Here is a 20,421-nt window from a genome sequence, read left to right on the forward strand (position 1 = left end):
TACTGATATTCAGGTAGAATTTCGTTTACGATGTGATCCAAAATTGCCAGTTCTTGCTGGGCCTTTTTTGTTTGCATTTACGGCCCACTTTGCCGTTGTAGCAACAATCAAATCGAGGGCCGGCACGGTGTAGACAAACTGCCCACCATACCCCCATGCAAGCACAACTTCATCAGCGTTGCCATGGTCGAGGTACCACAGGTAGCCGTAGTCGACGTCGGTAAGGTCGCCATAGACAAAGTTGAGCGGCCACTGCACAGTTTGCACCTGTTGCATCCAGGTTGTCGGCACCACTTGCGTACCGTTGTAGGCACCATCATCCAGCACAAGTTGACCAAGTTTTACCATGTCAACGGGCTTGAGCTGGATACCGTGACCGCCATAGGGATTGCCCTGTTTGTCGGCATCCCAGGCAGATTGCGTAATCCCCAACGGTCCAAACAGATGCGTGGCTGCAAAAGCATCGAGTGACATACCGGTGGCTTCGGCTACCATTACCCCAAGGATATGGGTTGCGCCCGTGTTGTAGGTATAGTACGTACCCGGCGTATGCGAAAGGGGCTTATCGAGCACGTATTGCACCTGGTCCTGCGCGTTAATCCAGATTCCAAATTCATTGCCTCCTATTTCACTCCACTGAAATCCACCTGTCATTGTGAGCAGTTGCCCAACCGTAATTCCGGCTTTGTCATTCAAGTTTGCAGTACCTGCCAGGTGGTCGCCGATGGTATCATCGAGGCCGCCCATATGGCCTTCTTCAATAGCAATACCAACGAGAAGCGCTACAACGCTTTTGGTGACGGAACGGACATGTTTAAGGTCATTGGCGCTGGTGCCTGCAAAGTAGGATGCAGACACAATTTGCCCGTTGTGCATTGTGACCAAACTTTCCAGTCCCTTGATTTTGAGTTTGCCTCCACCGCCGCCGCCTCGCATGGCAGCAACATCATCTAATGCAGCTTCCTGGGTAGGCATTGTATCGCAAGAAACCAGTGCAAAACACAGGAAAAAACAGGTCAGGAGTCCACGAAAACGGGTCATACCAAAAGTTCGGGTAAATGGATAAATAATGCTACCAAGTATAAGGCGCAGGAAGTTAACGAAACATATCACTTTGGCGTATATTCGCCCACCCTAAAAAACGGGGTCGCCCAACGGGCTAACCGGGCAATTCTCGGCCTCGGGTTCAATGGTATAGATGATCGATGCAATTTTCCATCCAGCTGCTGTTTTCACCAGGTGAAACGCATCCGTACCACAATGGCTGAATGCCTCATCCTGGTAAAAATCATAGCGCGTCCAAACAGACGCCAGCATGCCATCTATGCGGATTTCGGGCTCCCAAACACGCTCCAACATGGGCGACGTTGCTCCGCCCAGCATGGCTACATCCTGATCAACCATGCGCCAGCCATAGCCGGGTTCGCCGTCTTGCGTGAACAATGCAATGGCCGCCCCCTCTGGCAGCATCACATCTCGAAATGCCGTTGTATCCTGCGTCGAAATCGCATTAATAAACTGATCTACGGCCGCAGCAACCTGCGTAGCCTCAGGATTGACGGGTTGAGGAGGATCGGGGACTTCGCAAGCGCACAACAGCAAAAAACAGAATAGCAAAAAACAAAATGGGAGATATTTCATAGCGATCTGTAAATAAAAAGGGGCAAGCGCAAATTACACGTTCTTTGTGTAAAATGCGCTTGCCCACGAAGAAAGCCGGAAGCAATCTCCCAAATTTTGGTCAGGTTAAACTAACTACGTTTGACGCTAACCCCACCGTTGGTTGTCATTACGCGAATTGTTTTGCCGCCACTGCCCAGTTTTGTGGTGATTTTGCGATCCAGGTTGCCTTGCACGGTAACCGGGAAATCAAATTTCAGCCGGCCATTAACCGTGCCGGTAACCAGCTTCGCAGAGTAATCTTCGGGTATTTTGAGGGTTACACCACCATTGGTTGTAGAAACATCCAGCCCTTCCCCTTCCCACGAATCGCCGGTGAGGCGTACGCTAACGCCACCATTGGTGGTATGCCCGGACACATTGCCGGCCATATCCGAGAGCGAAACGCCACCATTCAGCACATCAAAATCAACATCCCCATTGATTTCTTTAACCCGAACGCCGCCATTGTGCGTTTCGAGAGACAGGTCTGTTTCGTGCGGCACATAAATTTCAAAGCTCACAGATACCGAGGCTTTCCGGCCCCAGCGCGACATTTTCTGTGGCACGTCAGGTTCGATCGTTCTCCTGAGGCTCACTTCTACTTCCTCAACGAGTTCACGGGCCTGGCGTTCGGAACGCGCGCGTCCGGATACTTTAGCGCGCACGAGGATTTCGTTTTTATCCCAACCGATGATACTAATACCACCATTTTGCCCCCCATCCACATTTACCTGGTCGCGCGACTTGAGTTCGTACTCGCGGACTTCGCAGTATTTTTCGAGGTTGTTATTCCAGTTGTCGTCATCACACCAATCGTCATTTTGAGAGACGCGATCCTGTGCCATAGCCGGCACGGAAAGTAAAATCAACAGGGTGAAGGCTAGCAGTTTACGCATGATGAAAGGTCCAGCTTTTGATGAAGGAGAGGCTACAGCCTGCAGGAATACAGCTGCTAAATTTTTAAGCAGTACGTGAGTAGAATCGCTCAGGTTACACTATCCAGCCCCAGCACCTTTTAACGGGACCCAGACTTCTATACATTAGCTACGCATACCCTCTGGCCAACCAACGCCTTCACCTATGACGCATACATTTACAAAAGGCATTTTTTATCCGGATTCTTCAACCACACCAAACGCCCATCTGGTTGAACGGACCGCTGCTGAAGCGCTTGCATCACATGCCGGCCAGGAGGCCGTACCACGCCCGGCGATCTCCGGAGGGCTCTTTGTCTGTTTAGCAGAAAACTGCCCGGCACCTTTGCCGGCAGACAGGCCGCAAAATACGCCCTGGATGTATGCACGTATCAGCGCTGAAGGCGTCGGCATACTGACCGCTTCCTACCCCTCGTTGCTTTATGCATTGGTTGGTTTGTTGATGGATGGATGTTTGCCCGAAGATGCCGAAATCGAGGCCGGCTGTATGTTACCAGCCTCTTTTGCCTGGCACAGGCCGTTGTACGACACCTCCCTGACGCAAATCGCCCGTACGGCGCAAGACTTTGACGCCACCAAGTACATTGCCACTTTGGCCCGTTGTGGCTTTACCCATGTAGAAGTCAACGGCCTTGCCTCTCACACGGCGTTTGAGCCAGGCGTCCCCGGTGAATATTACAGCCAGTTCTATTCTTATGGCCCCGGGCTTATGCAGTTTGTAGACAGTACAATTACACGCGGCATTTATGACACCAGCTACCTGCAAGCAAACCTGAACAGGCTCAAGAAATTGGCTGCTATTGGCCGTACATATGGGTTAACCCCGGGCCTGCTTGCCTATGAGCCGCGTACGCTCCCCGAAACCTTTTTTCAGAAATACCCAACGTTGCGCGGGGCAAGGGTTGACCATCCTTTTCGTTCGCGTATGCCCCGCTACACGCTCGCGCAGGACCACCCCGTTGCAAGGACGCACTACAAAGAGCTGATCCAAAATCTGCTACAAGAAGTACCTGACCTTGGCTACCTTTCGGTATGGACAAACGACAGCGGCTCGGGGTTTGAGCACACAGCTTCGCTTTATAGTGGTCGGAATGGTGGCCCCTACCTGATCCGGGAGTGGCGCAATCACGATAAAATTGCAAAAGCGGCCGGTGAAAGCGCTGTAGGTTGGCTGCGGCTGATCCAGGCATCTGCAGCTGAAATCAATCCAGCATTTGAGGTAAGCTTGCGCATTGAGCCCTTCAAAGTTGAACACGACACCATCGTTGCCGGCATGGGTGACGGCCTTACGCTCGAAGCACCTTCTTTGCTGGTAAAGGGATACCACCTGCCCTATCAGCACCCAAGGCTACCCGAAAATGATGGAATCGCCGGCACCATGTTTCATACGACCATGGATGCTGATGAAAGCGAAAAGCTTGCACAATTCAGGGCTAGCGGTTTTGAGCCAATTGTACAGTATGCCCCAAGCTCAACCTTCAACATGGAGCCCCTGCTTGGCATCCCGTATCCGCGCATGGTATACAAAAAGCTCCAGGCACTCAGGCAATCGGATATAAAGCGGGTCAGCGCCATCGGAGGCCTGCTCAATCCACAGCAAACCCCCTACTGGCCCAATCTCGAAATACTGCGGCACGTTCAATTGGGGAATACCCAGCCTTACGAGTCCATGGTTGCTGACATCGCAAACCGGTGGGTCGAACCATCGCTAACAAAAGAACTGGTTCATGCTTGGCATACACTTGAAGACGGCCTTGCCTGGATGCCCTACTTACCCCTGTTCAGCAATTTCGGATTTGTGTGGTATCGCCTTTGGATCAGGCCTTTTATCCCCAACATTGAAGCCATTCCCGCAGCCGACCGACGCTACTACGAGCGCTTCATGGTAACCATGCCGAACAATTCGAACATGAATGATTTGGGGAAAGATGTCTTGTTTCAGCTCGTTGATGAGACGTCTGGTGCCTATATGGCGGATGCCTTTGACAAAGAGGCACTCCCACGGCTCCGAAAAGCTATCGAGATGATTGACAGGTTGGCCAAAGCTCAGGTACAGGAACCCGTGTTTGCAGACCTCCAGGTCAGGGCCCGCGCAGCGCTGTGCTGGGCTACAACCCAGCGAAATCTTTGTCATTGGGTTGTAAACGTTTATGGATATCTCAACACAACAGCCTCTGAGAAACAGCGTATCTATACTGAAAACCTGCAAGCCATGATTGATGACGACCTTGCCAATACACAGGCATTGCTCGATTTGTGGCGCAACAGCAAAATCCAATTTATGATCACATCGGCGACTGGGGAAACGCCTTACATCTATGGCGCCAACCTGGGGGAGCACCTGGAGCGCAAACTTGCGCTAACAGCAGCTTTCCGCCATCATACGCCATACATCGACCGCGATATCATCTGGCGGCTTGCTTAGCGCCGGCGTATATCCCAGATCTTGCTGTTTGCAATATTTCGCAGTGCTTTTGCGATGCTGTTGCTTTGTCTATGGTGCACTCTTGCATTCTGCAAGAGCTTTTCGCTTATAAAGTCATTGCCTTTTTAGCCAAAAGCGCGGTGGGACTCAAGCGACTCTTCCTATCCATCAATCCACCTACATTCCTAAGTTATTTTTTCCTTAACAGGAGGGGAATAATGACAGTTTCTATTCTGCCATTCAGTCAATTTGTGACGACCCCTTTACGTGTTACTTGAACTCCCCCTCGGTTCTTGCAACAGGAAATTATGGCTCATATCCAAGCAGAGCCCTTACATGCGTCGGACTACCTTACCAGACGAATCGCGCTTGTTTATCCCTCTCTCTGATTAAACCAGCGCTGCCATGAGGTACGTACCGCCCGTAATTCCCGAGCATTTACGACTTGCCCAAAAGCTTTTTTACCAAAGCCGACCATGAAAAAAAAGTTCGATTTTTACTGGACACAGCGGATCATTGATCTGTTGATGAAACTTGCAGGTGTCGTTGTTACGTCGGCTGCGACCCTTGAAGTAGCGGATACAGCATTCGGAAACATAGCTGAGCCCTGGCTGACAGTTATTAAAGTAGGTGCCCTGATTCTTATTGAATGTGCTTTTATTGCGTCGTGGTTAGCAATTGATACCCAGCACAGCGCTCCCATGCCGATGAAAGTTGCATGGGCGATCACGCTGATTGTGATTTACTTCGCCCTTCTGATCATTGCAATTAATCACGGTGAAGGCGCAGCCGGCTGGGCCTTTCGTGCGGTACTTCTCGTGATGATTCTTCGAAGCATTTATGAGGCCGGCGTTTACGAGGTCCTCAAAAACCAGCGCAAGGAAGAACGCAATATCCGGAGCAGCTTCAAAGTACGCCGCGTAGGCCGGCAGCTCGCCAAAACCGATGCAATCAAGGCATTGAACATGGAAAGCGCCCAGGCCAATTATGCCCGCGAACTGGGTAGCGAAGTGGCCCGCGCCAAAATTGAAGCAGAGCACGAAGCTGCGCTGATCGACGTTAAATTGATGCGCGAACGCCTCATGGCTTCTGTACACGCAAAAGACAACCTCGCCCGTAAGAAATTCCAGGCGCAGATTCAGCTCGAAAGCAAGCAGGCGCAATTCCAGTTGAACGCAGCTAAAACGAAGCTTTCAAAAAACGGCTCAACATCCCTGCTCAATAGCCATAAAAATGGCAGCAATGGAAGCTCCAACGGTAGCAGCAATGGAAGCTCCAACGGCAGCAGCAACGGTAAGTCTTACGACAGCACCAGCAAAGACGGCCCTAAAATGTCCAATAAAAAGGACCGGCTGAAAGAAATGCTGATGTGGGCCCTTATGGAAAACCCTAATCATTCCAAACAGGCCCTGAGCGCGCACATTGGTGCTTCTCCAGGTACCATTCGCAAATACCTCGAAGAATTGCAGGATGAAGGCAAAGTGCAATCAACAAATAAAACGCGCTCAGGATATTCTGTAGTAGAAGCAGAATAACCAGCATACTTGACCTGTACCCTGTTTACAAAAGGCCGGTTCGAATCAACGAACCGGCCTTTTCTGTTTGAAACACTATTGATGCGCATTAAGGGTTGGAAGCAAGATCCAGCTTTTTTCGTGTTTTCGTATATCAGTGCTTCTGTTCTGCCCGCCTGCGGCACCAATAGCAATGCTTGTGTATGCGTCTATTGCAAAAAATATCAATCGGCATTCGAATATCGGCATTAAACGCGACCCTTCGTTCGCATGACTGGCGATTTATTGCTATGGTGTTTCTTTTCCATACGATAGCACGTTGGCAAAAATCCGAAGCGCACCGGCAATACCGAACGGAGCCTGTCGCTGGATTGCATATGCAAAGTAGGTGAAGTGGCCGGCCTCTACTTCTGCCATCAACCAGCCGCCTTGCTGGGGCGCCTGTCCGGTATCGTTAGACGACACCAACGGCGTGTATGCTGCATCCCATTCGGTGAAAAACTTCGACCCGCGTTGTTCAACCCAGTGGTCAAAATCTGCTGCGGTGATTTTGTTGGGGAAATTAAACACGGGATGCATGGGCTCAAGGATTTCAACCGGTGCATCTTCTTCAGATATTTCCTCTGCATTACGGGGGAGCCGGCCAGCAAAGGGTGCCATTGTCTGGGGCTGATACTCCGGCGTCTGGTACAACACGATGAGGTGCCCTCCCTGCTGCGCATAGTCCATGAGACGCGCATTGAATTGCAACAAGTCTTGCCGCACGGCATAGGCCCGGGTACCAATAACAATGGCATCAAACGAATTGAGGTCTCCCGTTTCGAGCATATCTGCGGCAAGCAGCGTAACCGTTGCCCCCAGTTGTTCAATGGCATCTGGTACTGCATCCCCTACCCCCATCACATATCCAATATGCAGCCCTTGTGCGATATCTACGTCCAGTCCATGAACATCCACCTGGGCTTTGCCAAACAGGTAATGCTTCTCAAGACCCGGCTGATCGACCAGTTCGTATCCTTCCGAATAAGCTACGCCATCAGCGGTCATTGTTGCGCGCACAGGGTATACCTCCGTAGCCAATTCGTCAGCCGTAACACGAAACGCAAATTGCATCTGCTGCCCAGCGTGCCGTATGGCAACAGCGTGCGTAGCCGGCTCAACACGCCATCCTTCGGGCACAGAAAGTTGCAAGGCGCCACGAACCCCATCCGGATCATTGTTGATGACCTCAATCTCAACATCAAACACTGCGGGCTGAACATTGAGGGGAACGATCCGTGTAGCCGGCGCAGCATTCACGGCCACGCGAGGCGCAATTTTGAGGACATCCAGCGTATACCCATCCGGTAGATTTGCTGTTCTGGTGTACACAGGCGCGCGTAGTGAGAGGGCAACGCCAGAAATCTCGTACTGCAATACGATTTCCTGGGCAGGTTGCCCGCGGGGCGTAAAGCGCTCTGTTGTGGTCGGCATCTGATAACGATTCTGGTATATATTATCGCGCGAAAAGTACGTGCGCGAAAATGCTGCGTCTATAGATGCCTGAACGGATGTTTCTACCATAAACGGTTCGTTATCAACCAGCATGGTACCAGCAGCCTCTACAGGTGCAGCAACCAGGCTCGACTGGGCCGCCAAATCTACAGATGTGATGGTAACGGGCACAGGGGAGGGATTTAAGGCAGAGACGGCAACCTTGTACGTTTTCCCCGGAATTACAGCCCCCATTGTAGGGAGTGGCGCCCATGGACTTGTGCTCACAAAGGCATTCGACGGCAACGCAAGTGCGTTCACCTGCATTCCGAGCGCGGCGTGAATGGCATCTTCGAATTGTACTGCTTTCACACGCAATAAAAAGTGGCTTTCATGTTGTGGGCTGATTTGTTCAAGCAACTCCCGCGTAAGCTGCAAGCCTTCAACCAATGCCGGCACCACGCGGTGCGGTGCATCCATTGTAAACAACGCAATGGCCTGCGCTACCTGCTCTTCCAACAACATCAGGCGTTCCAGTACAGAAGAATCGTGCGTTTCGCCAAACAGGGCAAACATACCGGAAAGCGAGGTGTCAATGCCATCAAACAGATCTGTTTCTTCACCCGCTACGGCATCCTGACGTTCGTAGTAATAAGGGGTCGCGCCAGCAGATTGGCGGTATCGGCCGCTCGTTTGCGACTTTTGCAAACTCAAGCCGAAGTACCCAAAATTCTGGTAGGAGTCGCCCAATCTCTGAGCGTATGCGCCGGGGTCAACGGTTACATTGTAGGGTTCATTTGGGCGTACACCACCCCGGTAGACCTTTAACGGTTTCCAGGGGCGCAGCTGATGATAAAACAGATCTTCAACAAATCGATCCGGATCACCAGCAGCTTCAACAGCCTCGTGCGTAATCCCACCAATGGCCTGATGATGTCCGTGACCATCGCGCGGCGATCCATGAAAGCGAGAAACCACAACAAGCGGCCTGTTCAGCCTGATGACATGCACCATGTCCTGCAGAATCTGGTCGCGGCCCCAGTTTTTTATGGCTTCATCCAGGGTCTTGGAATAGCCGTAATCGGTGAGTGACGTGAAATACTGGTCATCGAGCCCATAGTAGCGCGCAGATTGCCGGAGTTCTTCTGTACGAATCATTCCCAGCGCATCAAACAGCTCAGCGCCGATTGCATTGGCACCGCCTTCTCCCCTGTTCAGCGTGAGCATAGACGTTCGATATCCTTTACCACGCCCAAGATAGGTCAACAAGCCAGCGTGTTCATCGTCTGGATGTGCCGTGGTATGCATCACACTGCCAATGGTGGAGAGTTTAAGCAAGCGTTCCCAGAGGCCGGCGCTGCCTCTGTCAGCCGCTATGGCATGTGGCCCCCGCTTATCGCCAAGGTTCATCAACACGCGATCCAATTTGGGCGGTTGAACGTCCTGGGCCATTACCTCAACGGCCAAGAGCGAGACAAGTAAGAAAATAGAGACGATGGATTTCATCATACCAAATACCTACGTTTACCGCGCAAAAGATTGTAAAATATCCGCGTTGAACGTGGCAAAGCCAACTACATCATGGGCACAGAATCGCCATTAACTATGTATGCGCGCGTTGCTGAAGTTTCTGTAGAAAAATATACAGAGTCAACCGTCGCCCAAAGGAATGATGTGGTTGCACTTGAAGAGCCACTTGAAATCGTTCTTTTAGCGTATCAGAAAAGAGCCCCTGTTCGCATACCCGTTGCTATAACGATGCGCACGCCGGGTGACGATAAACATCTGTCGCTGGGACTCCTGTTTGCAGAAGGAATCATCTCATCCATGGATGACGTCACCCGTGTAGAAGAGGCGGCAGCAAATACCCGAGACAAACCGTTTACTACTGCCATCACCGTTTATTTAAAAGACCACGTACCTGTAGACCCTGCATCGTTTGCGCGGCAATTCCCCAGCACTTCCAGCTGTGGGATTTGTGGACGCTTGGAGCTACCCGATATTCGTACCAGAGAAAGCTCACAGGCCGGCCCGTCGGTCAAAACTTCGCTACTTTACACATTACCGGCAAAAGCACGCCAGCGACAAACCTTGTTTCAACATACAGGCGGCATTCACAGTGCAGCCTTGTTTGACAGCGAAGGCAACCTCATGATGGTGGCAGAAGACATCGGCCGGCACAACGCGCTGGATAAACTGATAGGAAGAGCCCTTGTAAACGGTACGCTGCTGTCAGATGCTATGCTACTTTTGAGCGGCCGGGTTAGCTATGAACTGATGCAAAAAGCAATTGCTGCCCGCATCAGGTGCGTATTCGCAATCGGTGCGCCATCTAGCCTCGCGGTTGAATTGGCGTGCACCTATGACGTGACACTCATTGGCTTTCTCAAAGAGAACAGATTCAATGTGTATGCCGGCAAACAACGTATACTGCCAACTTAATGCCTACGAGGCCGGCTGCAAAGAAAAGGGAGGTGCGGTCTAAAAGAGCTGTACTACAAAAAAACGCGCAGATGCCAGGCACCTGCGCGTTAAAATCAAAAAACCGGGGTAGCCTAGCGGCCACTCAACGGAATACGTACGCCGGCGCCAATAACCAATTGGTCAAATCCACCAAGTACATATTTCAGTTCAGCATAGATGCGGCCAAACTCAACACCATATTCAACACCACCGCCTATGTTCAGGCCGATTTCAGTGTCGCTTGTGTTGACCAACCCAAGAAACTGGCTGCCAGGACCATCTACATCGATAGATACAATCCCAACGTTGATACCACCAATTCCATAGAGAATCAGCTGATCTGAACTAACCAGCATGTAATGGCCATTGAAGTTAATGGCAAACAGGTTGGTTTTGATTTCAGTATCTCCTGATGTCACCTTGTCACCAAAGAAATAGGTGATATCCGCGCCCACACGGATTTTATTTTCTTCGTTTACAACAAGGTGGCCGTTGGCCTGAAGGCCGAGGTTTTCAATACCTTCGCCAAACGCAAGTCCACCGCCAAACCACAGCTGTGCTGAGGCCTGCGAAGAGAACATGGTAAACAAGCCCAACATAAACAGAAAGGCTGTCAGGTTTTTGTAATTCTTACAACAGTTACACATAAGCCAGATTTTTTTATTAAGGGGGTGCACAATTACACGACCAAGCCAACACATGTATATTCTTTCAGCAGCGGGTCGAAGAAATATCAAGCCGGCTCATACAGTGCACTTGCGTGTATTTTCAAGTGCCTTTGGAAAATATGCCAACTGGTGGATAGAGTCCAGTTTCTTTCCACATTCGCAAGGGAAATTCACCGAAGTAACGTCCTTTGAACCAAGAAAAGGTGCCGACCATGATGGGCCGGCACCTTTTAAAACAAGCGGAATGACATCCAATTAAACAGACCCTGCCTGCTTAATTCTTCAATGAGCTAGTTGCCACCGATGGGCACCCGCACGCCGCCACCAATAACAAGTTGGTCAAAACCACCCAGAACCAGCTTGGCTTCGCCATATGCGTAACCAAATCCTACATCAAACTGGACGCCAGCGCCGGCGTTTAATCCAATTTCTGTATCCGTAACAGAGCTTGCACCAAACAGCTCACCTGTTCCGCCAAAATCTGCTTCAAATTTAAAGAATCCGATATTGAGGCCCGCAAGCGCGTACGCCATCAACGTTTCTGTTGTTGAGAAAATGTAGTGCCCGTTTGCATTGATCGTAAACAGCGATACATCTACCCCGGGTGCATCATCCGGGAAAAACAAGGTCAGGTCACCTGCCAGGTTGATGCCCCGCTCTTCATCCAGCGGATATACACCATTGGCCTGAATACCAATGGCTTCAATGTCGGTACCGAATACAAGTCCACCACCCAGTAAAAACGGGCTCTGTGCTTTTACAGCAGGTGTAAAAATCACAACGGTGATAAAGAGAATGGCCAGAGATACTGCTTTTTTCAGCGAATTACTTGCTGCGTACATAAAATTGTGGGTTAAATGTTTCTAATGATGAAAAGCCCTACTGCCGTAGATAAGTCCCGGGATGTGCTTAATAAAAACATGGCGGATTAAACATGTCCTGGGTGTAATCTATCCGCAGTAACGAAAAGCTACAAGAAAATAGGCGTAAAAGACCGGAAGTATGCGACACGCAAAAATTGCTCTTTGTATTTTCACATTTGGTAATCTTCACCATCAGTGATGAAATTCGTGGCCAGGTCTGTGTTTTACAGTAGACAGTATCATCCGGAACCAATACATCCTCTCTTACATAATGGCCCTTATCCTGTATTAAATACAGACTTTCGCACACTAACCTGGGAAATGCTTAGTGTGGTGGGATTCTTGCGCTGCTTTAAGCCAGCGTAACAATCAGAGAAAACATCTCGGCTGCATTAAGCATATTGCCGGCTTTGTGTGTATTTCCTGGTAGCAAGCCTGTTATTCTTTTCAGGGTATTTTGTGATACTGATACCGCCCGGCCCCATAACATAGCCTGGTAACCCTTTACATAGTTTGAAATACATGAAACGCTCTCCTGCCTTTTTTGCCCTGCTGTTTGCAGGCCTCTTTTTTGCCTTCTCCGGAACTGCTGTACAAGCACAGCAGGTTCCTGCAGCTGTTATAACCGGAACGGTGGTAGATGCTGAAACAGGTACGCCGTTGGCCGGCGCGCACGTTTTTATCGCTGAGTCGATGATTGGTACAACAACCGATGGCGATGGTCGGTACCGGCTTGAGCGTGTGCCGCTTGGTGCGCACCGCCTCTACGCCTCCATCATCGGTTTCGAGCCTGCCTTCCGCGACATCATGCTGCGTGAATCGCGGAGTTTCACCTTTGATTTCCAGATGAACGAAAGCGTGGCCGAGCTTGATGGGATTACGGTAGAAGCCCAGGGTGACAAACGCTGGAAGCGCCGGCTGCAACGGTTTACTAAAATCTTTGTGGGTGAAACGCCCAACTCGCGAGACACTAAAATCCTGAACCCCGAAGTACTCGATTTTGCAGACAAAGGGGGGACTTTGCTCGCTTTTGCAAACGACATCATCCAAATTGAAAACAAAGCCCTCGGCTATCGCATCCAATACTTCCTCAAAGACTTTAAAGCGGAGCCGTCTCGGATTCAGTACGATGGTGAACCATTGTACGAAGAGATGACACCAGAGAGTCCTGAGCAGGCGGCTATGTGGGAAGAAAACCGACGCAAAGCCTTTTACGGCTCTTTCCGCCACTTTATGCTTGCTGCAATTTCTGGTAAAGCCAAAGAGCACGGATTTGAGACGTTCCAGCGCGCCACACCAGCCGGCGCGGCTGGCCAGGGTACGTTTGAACGCGGCTCAGCCATGAACAACCAGCGGGTGCCCTTTGATGTAACCAAGTTGCTCAAAGACACCGACAACCCCAACGAAAAGCTGCTCGAACTTGACGGCGCCATCGAACTCATTTTCAAAGGTGAGCTCGAAAGCAAAGCCTATGTCGAATGGCAAAAAACGTTCGGCGGCCCCGGTGGCATCCGCGGCGATCGTTACCAGAAATCGCTCTTTTGGCAAGAAAACGGGCCAACGCTGGTCGACTACAAAGGCGACATCCTGAACCCTTACGGCGTTACCGTATCAGGACATCTTGCTTTTGAACGCGTGGCCGACGAGCTCCCCAAGGAATACCGCCCATCCCGGTAGGAATGCCGAATGCCGAATGCCGAATGCAAGATATTCCTTTGGCATTCGGCATTCCTGGACTCGATATTCAGCAGCCAGAAACATATCGTCTCGGGCGGTTTACATGAAAGTACAACCACCTTCTGACGTGCCTGCCCGTGAAGCACCCCATCGGACTCATAGCAATACTGCTGCTGCTCGTACCTGGCCACTTGATGGCGCAGTCCGATACCACGCTTGTATCTGGTCCTTTACCGGAAGCTAAGGCGGACCTTCTCTTGGCCGACACCACCGGCGCTGTTGTTGGAACTGCTACAGATGCAAGCACAGGCACGCCCCTGGCCGGCGCGCACGCCTTTGTCGGCGAAACAATGATCGGAACGGCAACTGATGCAGACGGCCGATTTGAGCTGACCAACGTCCCCCCTGGCCCGCACACCCTCTGGATCTCCATGATTGGTTTCGAGCCAGAGAAGCAAGACTTTATGGTTGGAGATACCACCAGCTTTACATTTGACCTCGCGCTAGAACCCATGGTTTTGGAGTTAGGGGAAGTGACTGTCAATGCAAGAAAGGACCGGCGTTGGAGGAAACGCTACAACACCTTTGAACGCCTCTTTCTGGGAGAATCTGATCTGTCAGATTTTGTGACCATCACAAATAAAGAGGTCCTCGATTTTGACGCAAACTGGTTGGGCCGCTTCTCGGCTAAAGCTGCTGAGTCGTTACTCATCGAAAATGAGGCGCTCGGCTACCGTGTTCAATACGTGTTAAAAGAGTTTTCCAGAGAAGGCATTACCATCAGATATGATGGCGATCCTTTTTTTGAAGAGATGGAGCCTGCAACAGCGGAGCAGGCACTTATGTGGGACGAGAACAGGAAAGCAGCTTTTCTTGGCTCATTCAAACACTTCCTCCTTGCCCTATTGAAGGGCAACACCTATGAAGCCGGCTTCAGGCTTAAGCAAATTCCATCCGTAGATGACATCCGCAACCAGAACCGTCGCTTCAGCATTGACCCCGATGACTTGTTACGCGCCGGCGAAAAGCCCGGTGATTTGTTGCTGGCTTTCCGCGGGGTTATCGAAATCACGTACGTCAATGAGTATGAAGGCGCGGACTACCAGAAATGGCAAGGTAGTTCACCACACCGCCGGCAGCAACACCAGCGTTCGTGGATTCGGCTTACAACCGGCCCTACCCTTATAGATCCAATAGGCGAAATTGTAGACCCGTACGGGGTCACAGTATATGGCTATTATGCCTTTGAACGGGTAGCCAATGATCTACCAAAAGAATATCGCATCGACGGCTAATCAGTAGTCTAACACATCGCGTACGTGCTCGATATACGGCACCCCCTTTCGGATCTCAACCCCAATAACATCGAACCGGCAAACGCGATCTTCAAGGTTATGGGTTAAGAGGTAATGATCAGCAGCACGTTGCACCAGGGCCAGTTTTTGTGGGGTTACCGCCTCTAGCGGTTTGCCGAACGTGCGCGTTGTACGTGTTTTCACCTCAACAAAGACGAGATCGCCAATCGCATGGCCGGCTTCAGGCTGGTCTTCACACACCAAATCAATTTCAGCAGCGTGCGCTCTGTAGTTTTGGGCAAGGATGACAAAGCCGTTTGCGCGTAAATACCGCGCCGCCAACATCTCACCAAAGTCGCCCGTACGCTTCATACGGCAACCACCTGAAGCTTTGCCGGCTCAGGATTCGTCCGGACCAGAAGTGAATCTGCGGGCCATTTCGATAAGCTGCTTGGCCTCGTCGAGGTTGCGGCTTTGCACAAAGGGGAGCAGCGATTTGGAGAAGCCTTCAAAGACATCCATTAACTCGATCAGATTGCTTATGCGCGCTGCAAACTGCTCTTCTTCAGGGGAAAGCATCTCGCGTTGGCCTTCATCATCTCCTGTCAAAATCTGCCGGCACCCCAACAGTTGTTGCTTCACCGGCTGCAGTTCACGTTTTTCGCGTTCTTTAACAACACGCGTAGTAATCTTCCAGACGTCTTTTTCTGCTGTATAGTAGTCTTTGCGCGACCCAGACTGATGTACTTTCCGAACCAGGTCCCAATTGATCAGGGACCTCAGGTTCATGTTTGCATTCCCACGGCTGATCTGCAGGTGCAGCATAATTTCATCGGTGTCCATGGCGTTTTCCGAAGCATAGAGCAACGCATGGATTTGTGCCATGGTGCGGTTGATACCCCAGCGCGATGCCATCTCTCCCCAGAAAAGAATGAAGCGCTGTAGCGCTTCCTGATGGGCAGGACGTAAAGCGGACCGCTCTGTGTTCTTGAGCATGTTTTTCTTCCTCAGATCGAGCTTCTCCTGCATCTATGAGAAATTCCGTTGACGATAGTATCCGCTTTGAAAAAGTCGGGCAGGATGTTAGTTCCTATAAGGCTAGCTATTTTCAATATAAAATGAAAGCATTGTACTGCGCAGTTTTACGTAACTTCGGAGACAATGGGAAGAAAGTAGCCCGGTAAGTGCAAAGATCCGGAGCGAACGCTTTTTTAAACGACCATTTTGCACGATCTTCAGGTATGCAAACAAAGGCCGGCTTCAGCTTACGGTTTCCCCAACGCTGATGCTGTGTGTTGTGCCGCTTATTTTTGAGTTATCGCCCAGTATACCCGCCCTGTGAATCGATTAATAACGCTGACGTCAGATTTTGGCCTGCATGATGCCTACGTTGCTATCATGAAAGGTGTGATGCTTAACATTTCACCAGAGGCTCGGTTGCTCGACATCACCCACGGTGTGAGTCCGCAAGATGTCATGGAAGCAGCTTTTGTCCTCAGAAATGCGATCCCTTACTTTCCGGAAGACACCATCCACCTTGCCGTTGTAGATCCGGGTGTTGGTACCAGCCGCAAGGCCATTGCGCTTAGAAAAGGCCGGCAATGGTTTGTGGGGCCAGACAATGGATTGTTCTCTCTCGTGCTCAATAGCGAACCACCGGACGAAGCCGTCGTGCTCGACAACCCTGCGTACTGGTTAACAGATGCGCCTGCAAACACTTTCCATGGCCGCGATATTTTTGCCCCCGTTGCGGCCCATCTGTCTACCGGTAAGTCCCTCAGCGTACTCGGCACGCCAATCGATAGCATCGCCCCGCTACACTGGGCCTTGCCCATTGCAGACAAACAAGGGATTCAGGGGTGGGTTGTACATGTAGACAGGTTTGGGAATTGTGTCACCAATATTTCTCGCTCGCTGATCAACAAGCAGCGTAACGGCAAAGCCGTCAAATGTTATGTCGGTTCGACCATCCTGAACAGCATTTTAACGACCTACGGCAATACCGAGACCGGCGAACCGTTGATGTTATTTGACAGCAACGAATTGTTGGAAATCGCTGTAAACACGGGGAACGCATCGGACTTGTTGAACATTCGAAAGGGATCACCCGTTAATCTGGTCTTTTCCTGAAGCATCGCCCTGTTTTTCTAAGCTGGATATTGATTTTCACCGGCATGGCCGGCCTATATTTATGAGCAGTTCTTCTTCTACGGAGTACGAATTTCAAGGCATGATGAAGCACCTGGAGTCATTATACGCCATGGCCCAGGTCCTTACCCTCGATGCCTCGCGGGCTGAGGCGCTGGTTCAGGCTACCTTCGACAGGGCCCTTCGGATTCGAGAGAAAAACCTGGTTGCTCCCGGCGATCGCCGACACATGTTGCAGCTCCTGATACAAGTGTATCACGAACAGAAACAAACACCTCCCCCCCTGCCGGCACCTAACGAAGTACCACCGCCACCATCACAGACCAAAGCCAGCTTTAAACAACACATTCTAAACCAGTACCTTCGCCAGGCAGTACCAGCAAGCTTTGCCGCACTAAGCGATCTTGACCGCGTTGTACTCTCCATGTGCGAAGCCAACGGCCTGTCAAATGCAGACGCTGCGCTTATCCTGAGTGGCGACTCGGATAGTGTGAACCAGCAGCGCATGCTGGCGCGGCAGCGGTTTGCGGAAAATATCACAGCCAATGCGCCGGCAACGGTTGCTGACATCCTCAACGAAACCAAACCTGCAGACTGGATTCCCCAGGCACTTCGCCGCGCACTGAAATCCGAACTGAATGCCGTCCCCCCCACCCTCGAACCTAAAATTCAGGCCTCTTTTTCGAGCCACAACCCGGAAGCTGCGCGCCGCGCCCTTTCAGCAGACACAACCAGGAAAGCCGAAAATGCAAATCAAAACAGGCTTTCTCGGGGCCTCATGACCATCTTCCTCATTCTCGCTGCCGGCTTTATCGGATACATCGGATCGAGTGTATTGATGAAACAACCCGATGCCAATTTGCTCACCCTGTCTGCTTCCCAGGCTCCCCGCGTAGAAACGGTACTGGCAACTGCAGACCAGGCTGAAGCTGAAAAATTTGTACAACAGCAAATGCGCTGGCGACTGACCCTCCCCGACATTGAGCAAAGTGAATTCACTGGCGTTGGCATTAGCGAAATTGCTGATGATGTGCGTGTACCGGTTTTCCTGTACAAAGACAACATGGACGCAAAGAGCGAATACATCACCCTCTATGCATTTACTTATGCCCTGCTCGATGAATACCCGGACCGGATTCAGCTACAAAGCGATATCCTGCAGGCCATTACACGGGAAGAGCAATTTGATTTGCGTGACCTGAACGAAAAACAGAAATTTGTGATCTGGCGAAAACGGGATGATATTTTCATGGCGGTAACGTCTATCGACCCCGAAGCATTGCGTGACCGGATAACCGTTAACTAGAGGGATTGCTTTTTGTGACAAGCCGCCTTCTTGACATGCTCTAAGCCCTTTAGTAAAATTATCATTGGCTAATTAAGGCTGAAATCATCATTTCAAGTGTTATCTCTTTACTATTCTTTTTAATACACTTCTTTGTTACCTACACAATATCTGGATATTCTTAGTACTTGAAATAGTTACCATTTTTCGGATTCAAATACGGACCTACTCCCTACTCTGTTAATTTGGAATCACACATTACCGAGTTAGCCAATTTTGTCACGACAATAAGTTGAGCTTTAGGTTTAAAAAAACACAATCCAGGAAAAAACGAAAAACACAACATGTGCAATTTATTGCACGATCCTCATATATTCATACCAACATGGACCAACAAAGGAAACAGATATATTTTGGGCGGCATGGAGAACAACTACTAAAATGGCTGTCACATGATTGGGTTAACATTGGTCCATCAGTATGCATAGTAGAAGGCTTTTCGGGAGTCGGTAAAAAAAATGTAGCACTTCGACTTTTAAGTCAACTCGAAGAGACGAATTACATTCCAATCTTGGTAGACACCCTGGATAGTGAAAGTACCTTAATAGATGATTTGCTTCTGAATTTAGCGGAGGAACTGGAGCTCAAAGGAGTTTCGAAACTTGTTGATGCAATAGACCAAGGCAAAGATCTTCTCCATGCATTTCAGCAAGTACTCATGCAACCTGTAGTTATTGTAATCGATAATTTTCAGCGCGCTTTAAATACGAGTTCAGGTAGACCAACAAAGCTCCTTGAAAATCTTTTAAAAAGAATATCAAACAGAGAACAAAGCGGAAGACTTCTACTGCTGAGCAACCGTAGTGTCGAACGCGCACGTTGGTCAGAATCCATTGAAAAACGCATACTTTATGCACTCGAACAAGATGAAGCAGAAGAGTTACTTGCGCAGTTATTAAAGAAGGGTAAAAGAGAAAAGGAGATACCCTCAGAACGTCGAGCCGACATTGTAGCGGCTTTGGGAAGAAACCCACGAGCAATACATACTTTAGTAGAAAGCTTGAGATGGACTTCAATTGAAGAGCTCATTGGTGAAAACCCAAATCTCTGGGAAATTCGAGATAGGGACGTTTCGTCAGAGTTGCTGCGCGAACTAGAAAAAACGCTTTTACTTAATACTCTGAAGCATCTCTCAGAACCCGCTCTCAGAACTTTGAATGCACTGACCGTTTATAGAAAATCAATTTCAAGTGGGCCCTTCAAACACATGTTTGCGGACCAAGATCAAGGTCCGCAGATGAGGACTGAATTGATCAACATGTTTCTGATCGATCATAATGTAGGTTGGTACACACTCCACCCACTCGTGCGCGAGATAACACTAGATAGGCTAAGGGCACAACCTGATAAATTGCGCGGCTTACACTCATTGGCTGCCAATCACTATGCCAGTAAATTTAAAGGCCACTCTCTTGAAGGTAAAGCGAAATTGGGTGGGTCATATGTCGAAGCGCGGTATCATCTAGTCAGAGCTAAGAGAGAGGAAGAATTAGGAAAAATTGCGCGTAACTTTGAACATTATGTACGGCAGAGTTTCAGTGATACCTCTAAAGTGCCCAAAGACCCTAACGAGCTGAATGAACGCATTGCTCTGCTCTCAGGCTTGTTAAAGCACCAGGGTGCTAAAGGATTAGAGTACCACTTAGCCCGTTGTTATGTAAAGAGGTCCAAGCAGGGTGATCGGCGAAAGGCACTTTTGCATTTACGGTCTGCAACTGGCATATATGCCGAGCTTTTATCCTTGGCCCTGAACGTTGAGTAACTCCTTGTATGTATAAGCACATATACCGTTGAGTTCAGTTGGATCTCGGACCCTAATTCAGGAGTTGGCTACTTCATGCTAGCCGTAGGCAATTTGCTACGCTAGCACAAACGTTCTAGACAGTCTGACACTACAGAACACGTGGCACACGTGCATGCTGAAACCTGTGGGTTGTAGTGGGCAGTGGAGGC

General features: G+C 50.1%; 16 protein-coding genes. 8 read left to right on the forward strand and 8 right to left on the reverse strand.

All coding sequences use genetic code 11. The features are described from left to right. Positions 1-9 precede the first annotated feature (9 nt). The 3 genes from AAF564_10185 to AAF564_10195 form a co-directional block, all read right to left on the reverse strand. Complete coding sequence (locus AAF564_10185; protein ID MEM8485907.1) at positions 10-1,041, reverse strand: serine hydrolase; 1,032 nt, start codon at positions 1,039-1,041, stop codon at positions 10-12. 93 nt (positions 1,042-1,134) lie between these two features. Next, entirely contained in the window at positions 1,135-1,641 is a 507-nt protein-coding gene (locus AAF564_10190; protein MEM8485908.1) for a hypothetical protein, read from the reverse strand. Between the two features lie 110 nt (positions 1,642-1,751). After that, a complete protein-coding gene (locus AAF564_10195) occupies positions 1,752-2,558 on the reverse strand; it encodes a DUF4097 family beta strand repeat-containing protein (protein ID MEM8485909.1) in 807 nt (268 codons plus the stop codon). Positions 2,559-2,742: 184 nt separating this feature from the next. On the opposite strand from AAF564_10195, the gene AAF564_10200 reads away from it, so the two are divergent. Further along, the gene (locus AAF564_10200; GenBank protein MEM8485910.1) at positions 2,743-5,022 is read left to right on the forward strand and encodes a hypothetical protein; all 2,280 of its coding nucleotides are present in this window, start codon (positions 2,743-2,745) and stop codon (positions 5,020-5,022) included. Positions 5,023-5,498: 476 nt separating this feature from the next. Beyond that, entirely contained in the window at positions 5,499-6,557 is a 1,059-nt protein-coding gene (locus AAF564_10205) for a winged helix-turn-helix domain-containing protein (protein MEM8485911.1), read from the forward strand. A gap of 267 nt (positions 6,558-6,824) precedes the next feature. Here AAF564_10205 and AAF564_10210 read toward each other — a convergent pair whose 3' ends face one another. Continuing rightward, positions 6,825-9,518 (reverse strand): PIG-L family deacetylase, encoded by a 2,694-nt coding sequence (locus AAF564_10210; GenBank protein MEM8485912.1) that lies wholly within the window; start codon positions 9,516-9,518, stop codon positions 6,825-6,827. Between the two features lie 96 nt (positions 9,519-9,614). Between AAF564_10210 and fdhD the strand changes: the two genes are divergently transcribed. Beyond that, the gene (fdhD, locus tag AAF564_10215; GenBank protein MEM8485913.1) at positions 9,615-10,451 is read left to right on the forward strand and encodes a formate dehydrogenase accessory sulfurtransferase FdhD; all 837 of its coding nucleotides are present in this window, start codon (positions 9,615-9,617) and stop codon (positions 10,449-10,451) included. Between the two features lie 113 nt (positions 10,452-10,564). On the opposite strand, the gene AAF564_10220 is transcribed toward fdhD, so the two are convergent. Both AAF564_10220 and AAF564_10225 read right to left on the reverse strand, forming a co-directional pair. Next, the gene (locus AAF564_10220; GenBank protein ID MEM8485914.1) at positions 10,565-11,119 is read right to left on the reverse strand and encodes a hypothetical protein; all 555 of its coding nucleotides are present in this window, start codon (positions 11,117-11,119) and stop codon (positions 10,565-10,567) included. Positions 11,120-11,430: 311 nt separating this feature from the next. Further along, positions 11,431-11,982, reverse strand: coding sequence for a hypothetical protein (locus AAF564_10225; protein ID MEM8485915.1), 552 nt, complete (start codon positions 11,980-11,982; stop codon positions 11,431-11,433). A gap of 543 nt (positions 11,983-12,525) precedes the next feature. On the opposite strand from AAF564_10225, the gene AAF564_10230 reads away from it, so the two are divergent. Both AAF564_10230 and AAF564_10235 read left to right on the forward strand, forming a co-directional pair. Then, entirely contained in the window at positions 12,526-13,680 is a 1,155-nt protein-coding gene (locus AAF564_10230) for a carboxypeptidase-like regulatory domain-containing protein (protein ID MEM8485916.1), read from the forward strand. 137 nt (positions 13,681-13,817) lie between these two features. Then, a complete protein-coding gene (locus tag AAF564_10235; GenBank protein ID MEM8485917.1) occupies positions 13,818-14,975 on the forward strand; it encodes a carboxypeptidase-like regulatory domain-containing protein in 1,158 nt (385 codons plus the stop codon). On the opposite strand, the gene AAF564_10240 is transcribed toward AAF564_10235, so the two are convergent. Then, positions 14,976-15,347: a YraN family protein gene (locus AAF564_10240; protein ID MEM8485918.1), complete on the reverse strand. Its 372-nt coding sequence runs from the start codon at positions 15,345-15,347 to the stop codon at positions 14,976-14,978. A gap of 27 nt (positions 15,348-15,374) precedes the next feature. Beyond that, positions 15,375-15,971, reverse strand: a complete 597-nt coding sequence (locus AAF564_10245; protein ID MEM8485919.1) for a hypothetical protein — start codon at positions 15,969-15,971, stop codon at positions 15,375-15,377. Between the two features lie 342 nt (positions 15,972-16,313). Here AAF564_10245 and AAF564_10250 point away from each other — a divergent pair, with 342 nt between their 5' ends. From AAF564_10250 to AAF564_10260, 3 genes are all read left to right on the forward strand, one after another. Continuing rightward, a complete protein-coding gene (locus tag AAF564_10250; GenBank protein ID MEM8485920.1) occupies positions 16,314-17,105 on the forward strand; it encodes an SAM-dependent chlorinase/fluorinase in 792 nt (263 codons plus the stop codon). Positions 17,106-17,166: 61 nt separating this feature from the next. Then, positions 17,167-18,429, forward strand: coding sequence for a hypothetical protein (locus AAF564_10255; protein ID MEM8485921.1), 1,263 nt, complete (start codon positions 17,167-17,169; stop codon positions 18,427-18,429). Positions 18,430-18,793: 364 nt separating this feature from the next. After that, positions 18,794-20,230 carry an AAA family ATPase gene (locus tag AAF564_10260; GenBank protein ID MEM8485922.1) on the forward strand — a complete coding sequence of 479 codons (1,437 nt, stop codon included), beginning with the start codon at positions 18,794-18,796 and terminating at the stop codon, positions 20,228-20,230. Positions 20,231-20,421: the final 191 nt, after the last annotated feature.

The organism is Bacteroidota bacterium (genome assembly GCA_039111535.1).
In the GTDB taxonomy this organism is placed as follows: domain Bacteria; phylum Bacteroidota; class Rhodothermia; order Rhodothermales; family JAHQVL01; genus JBCCIM01.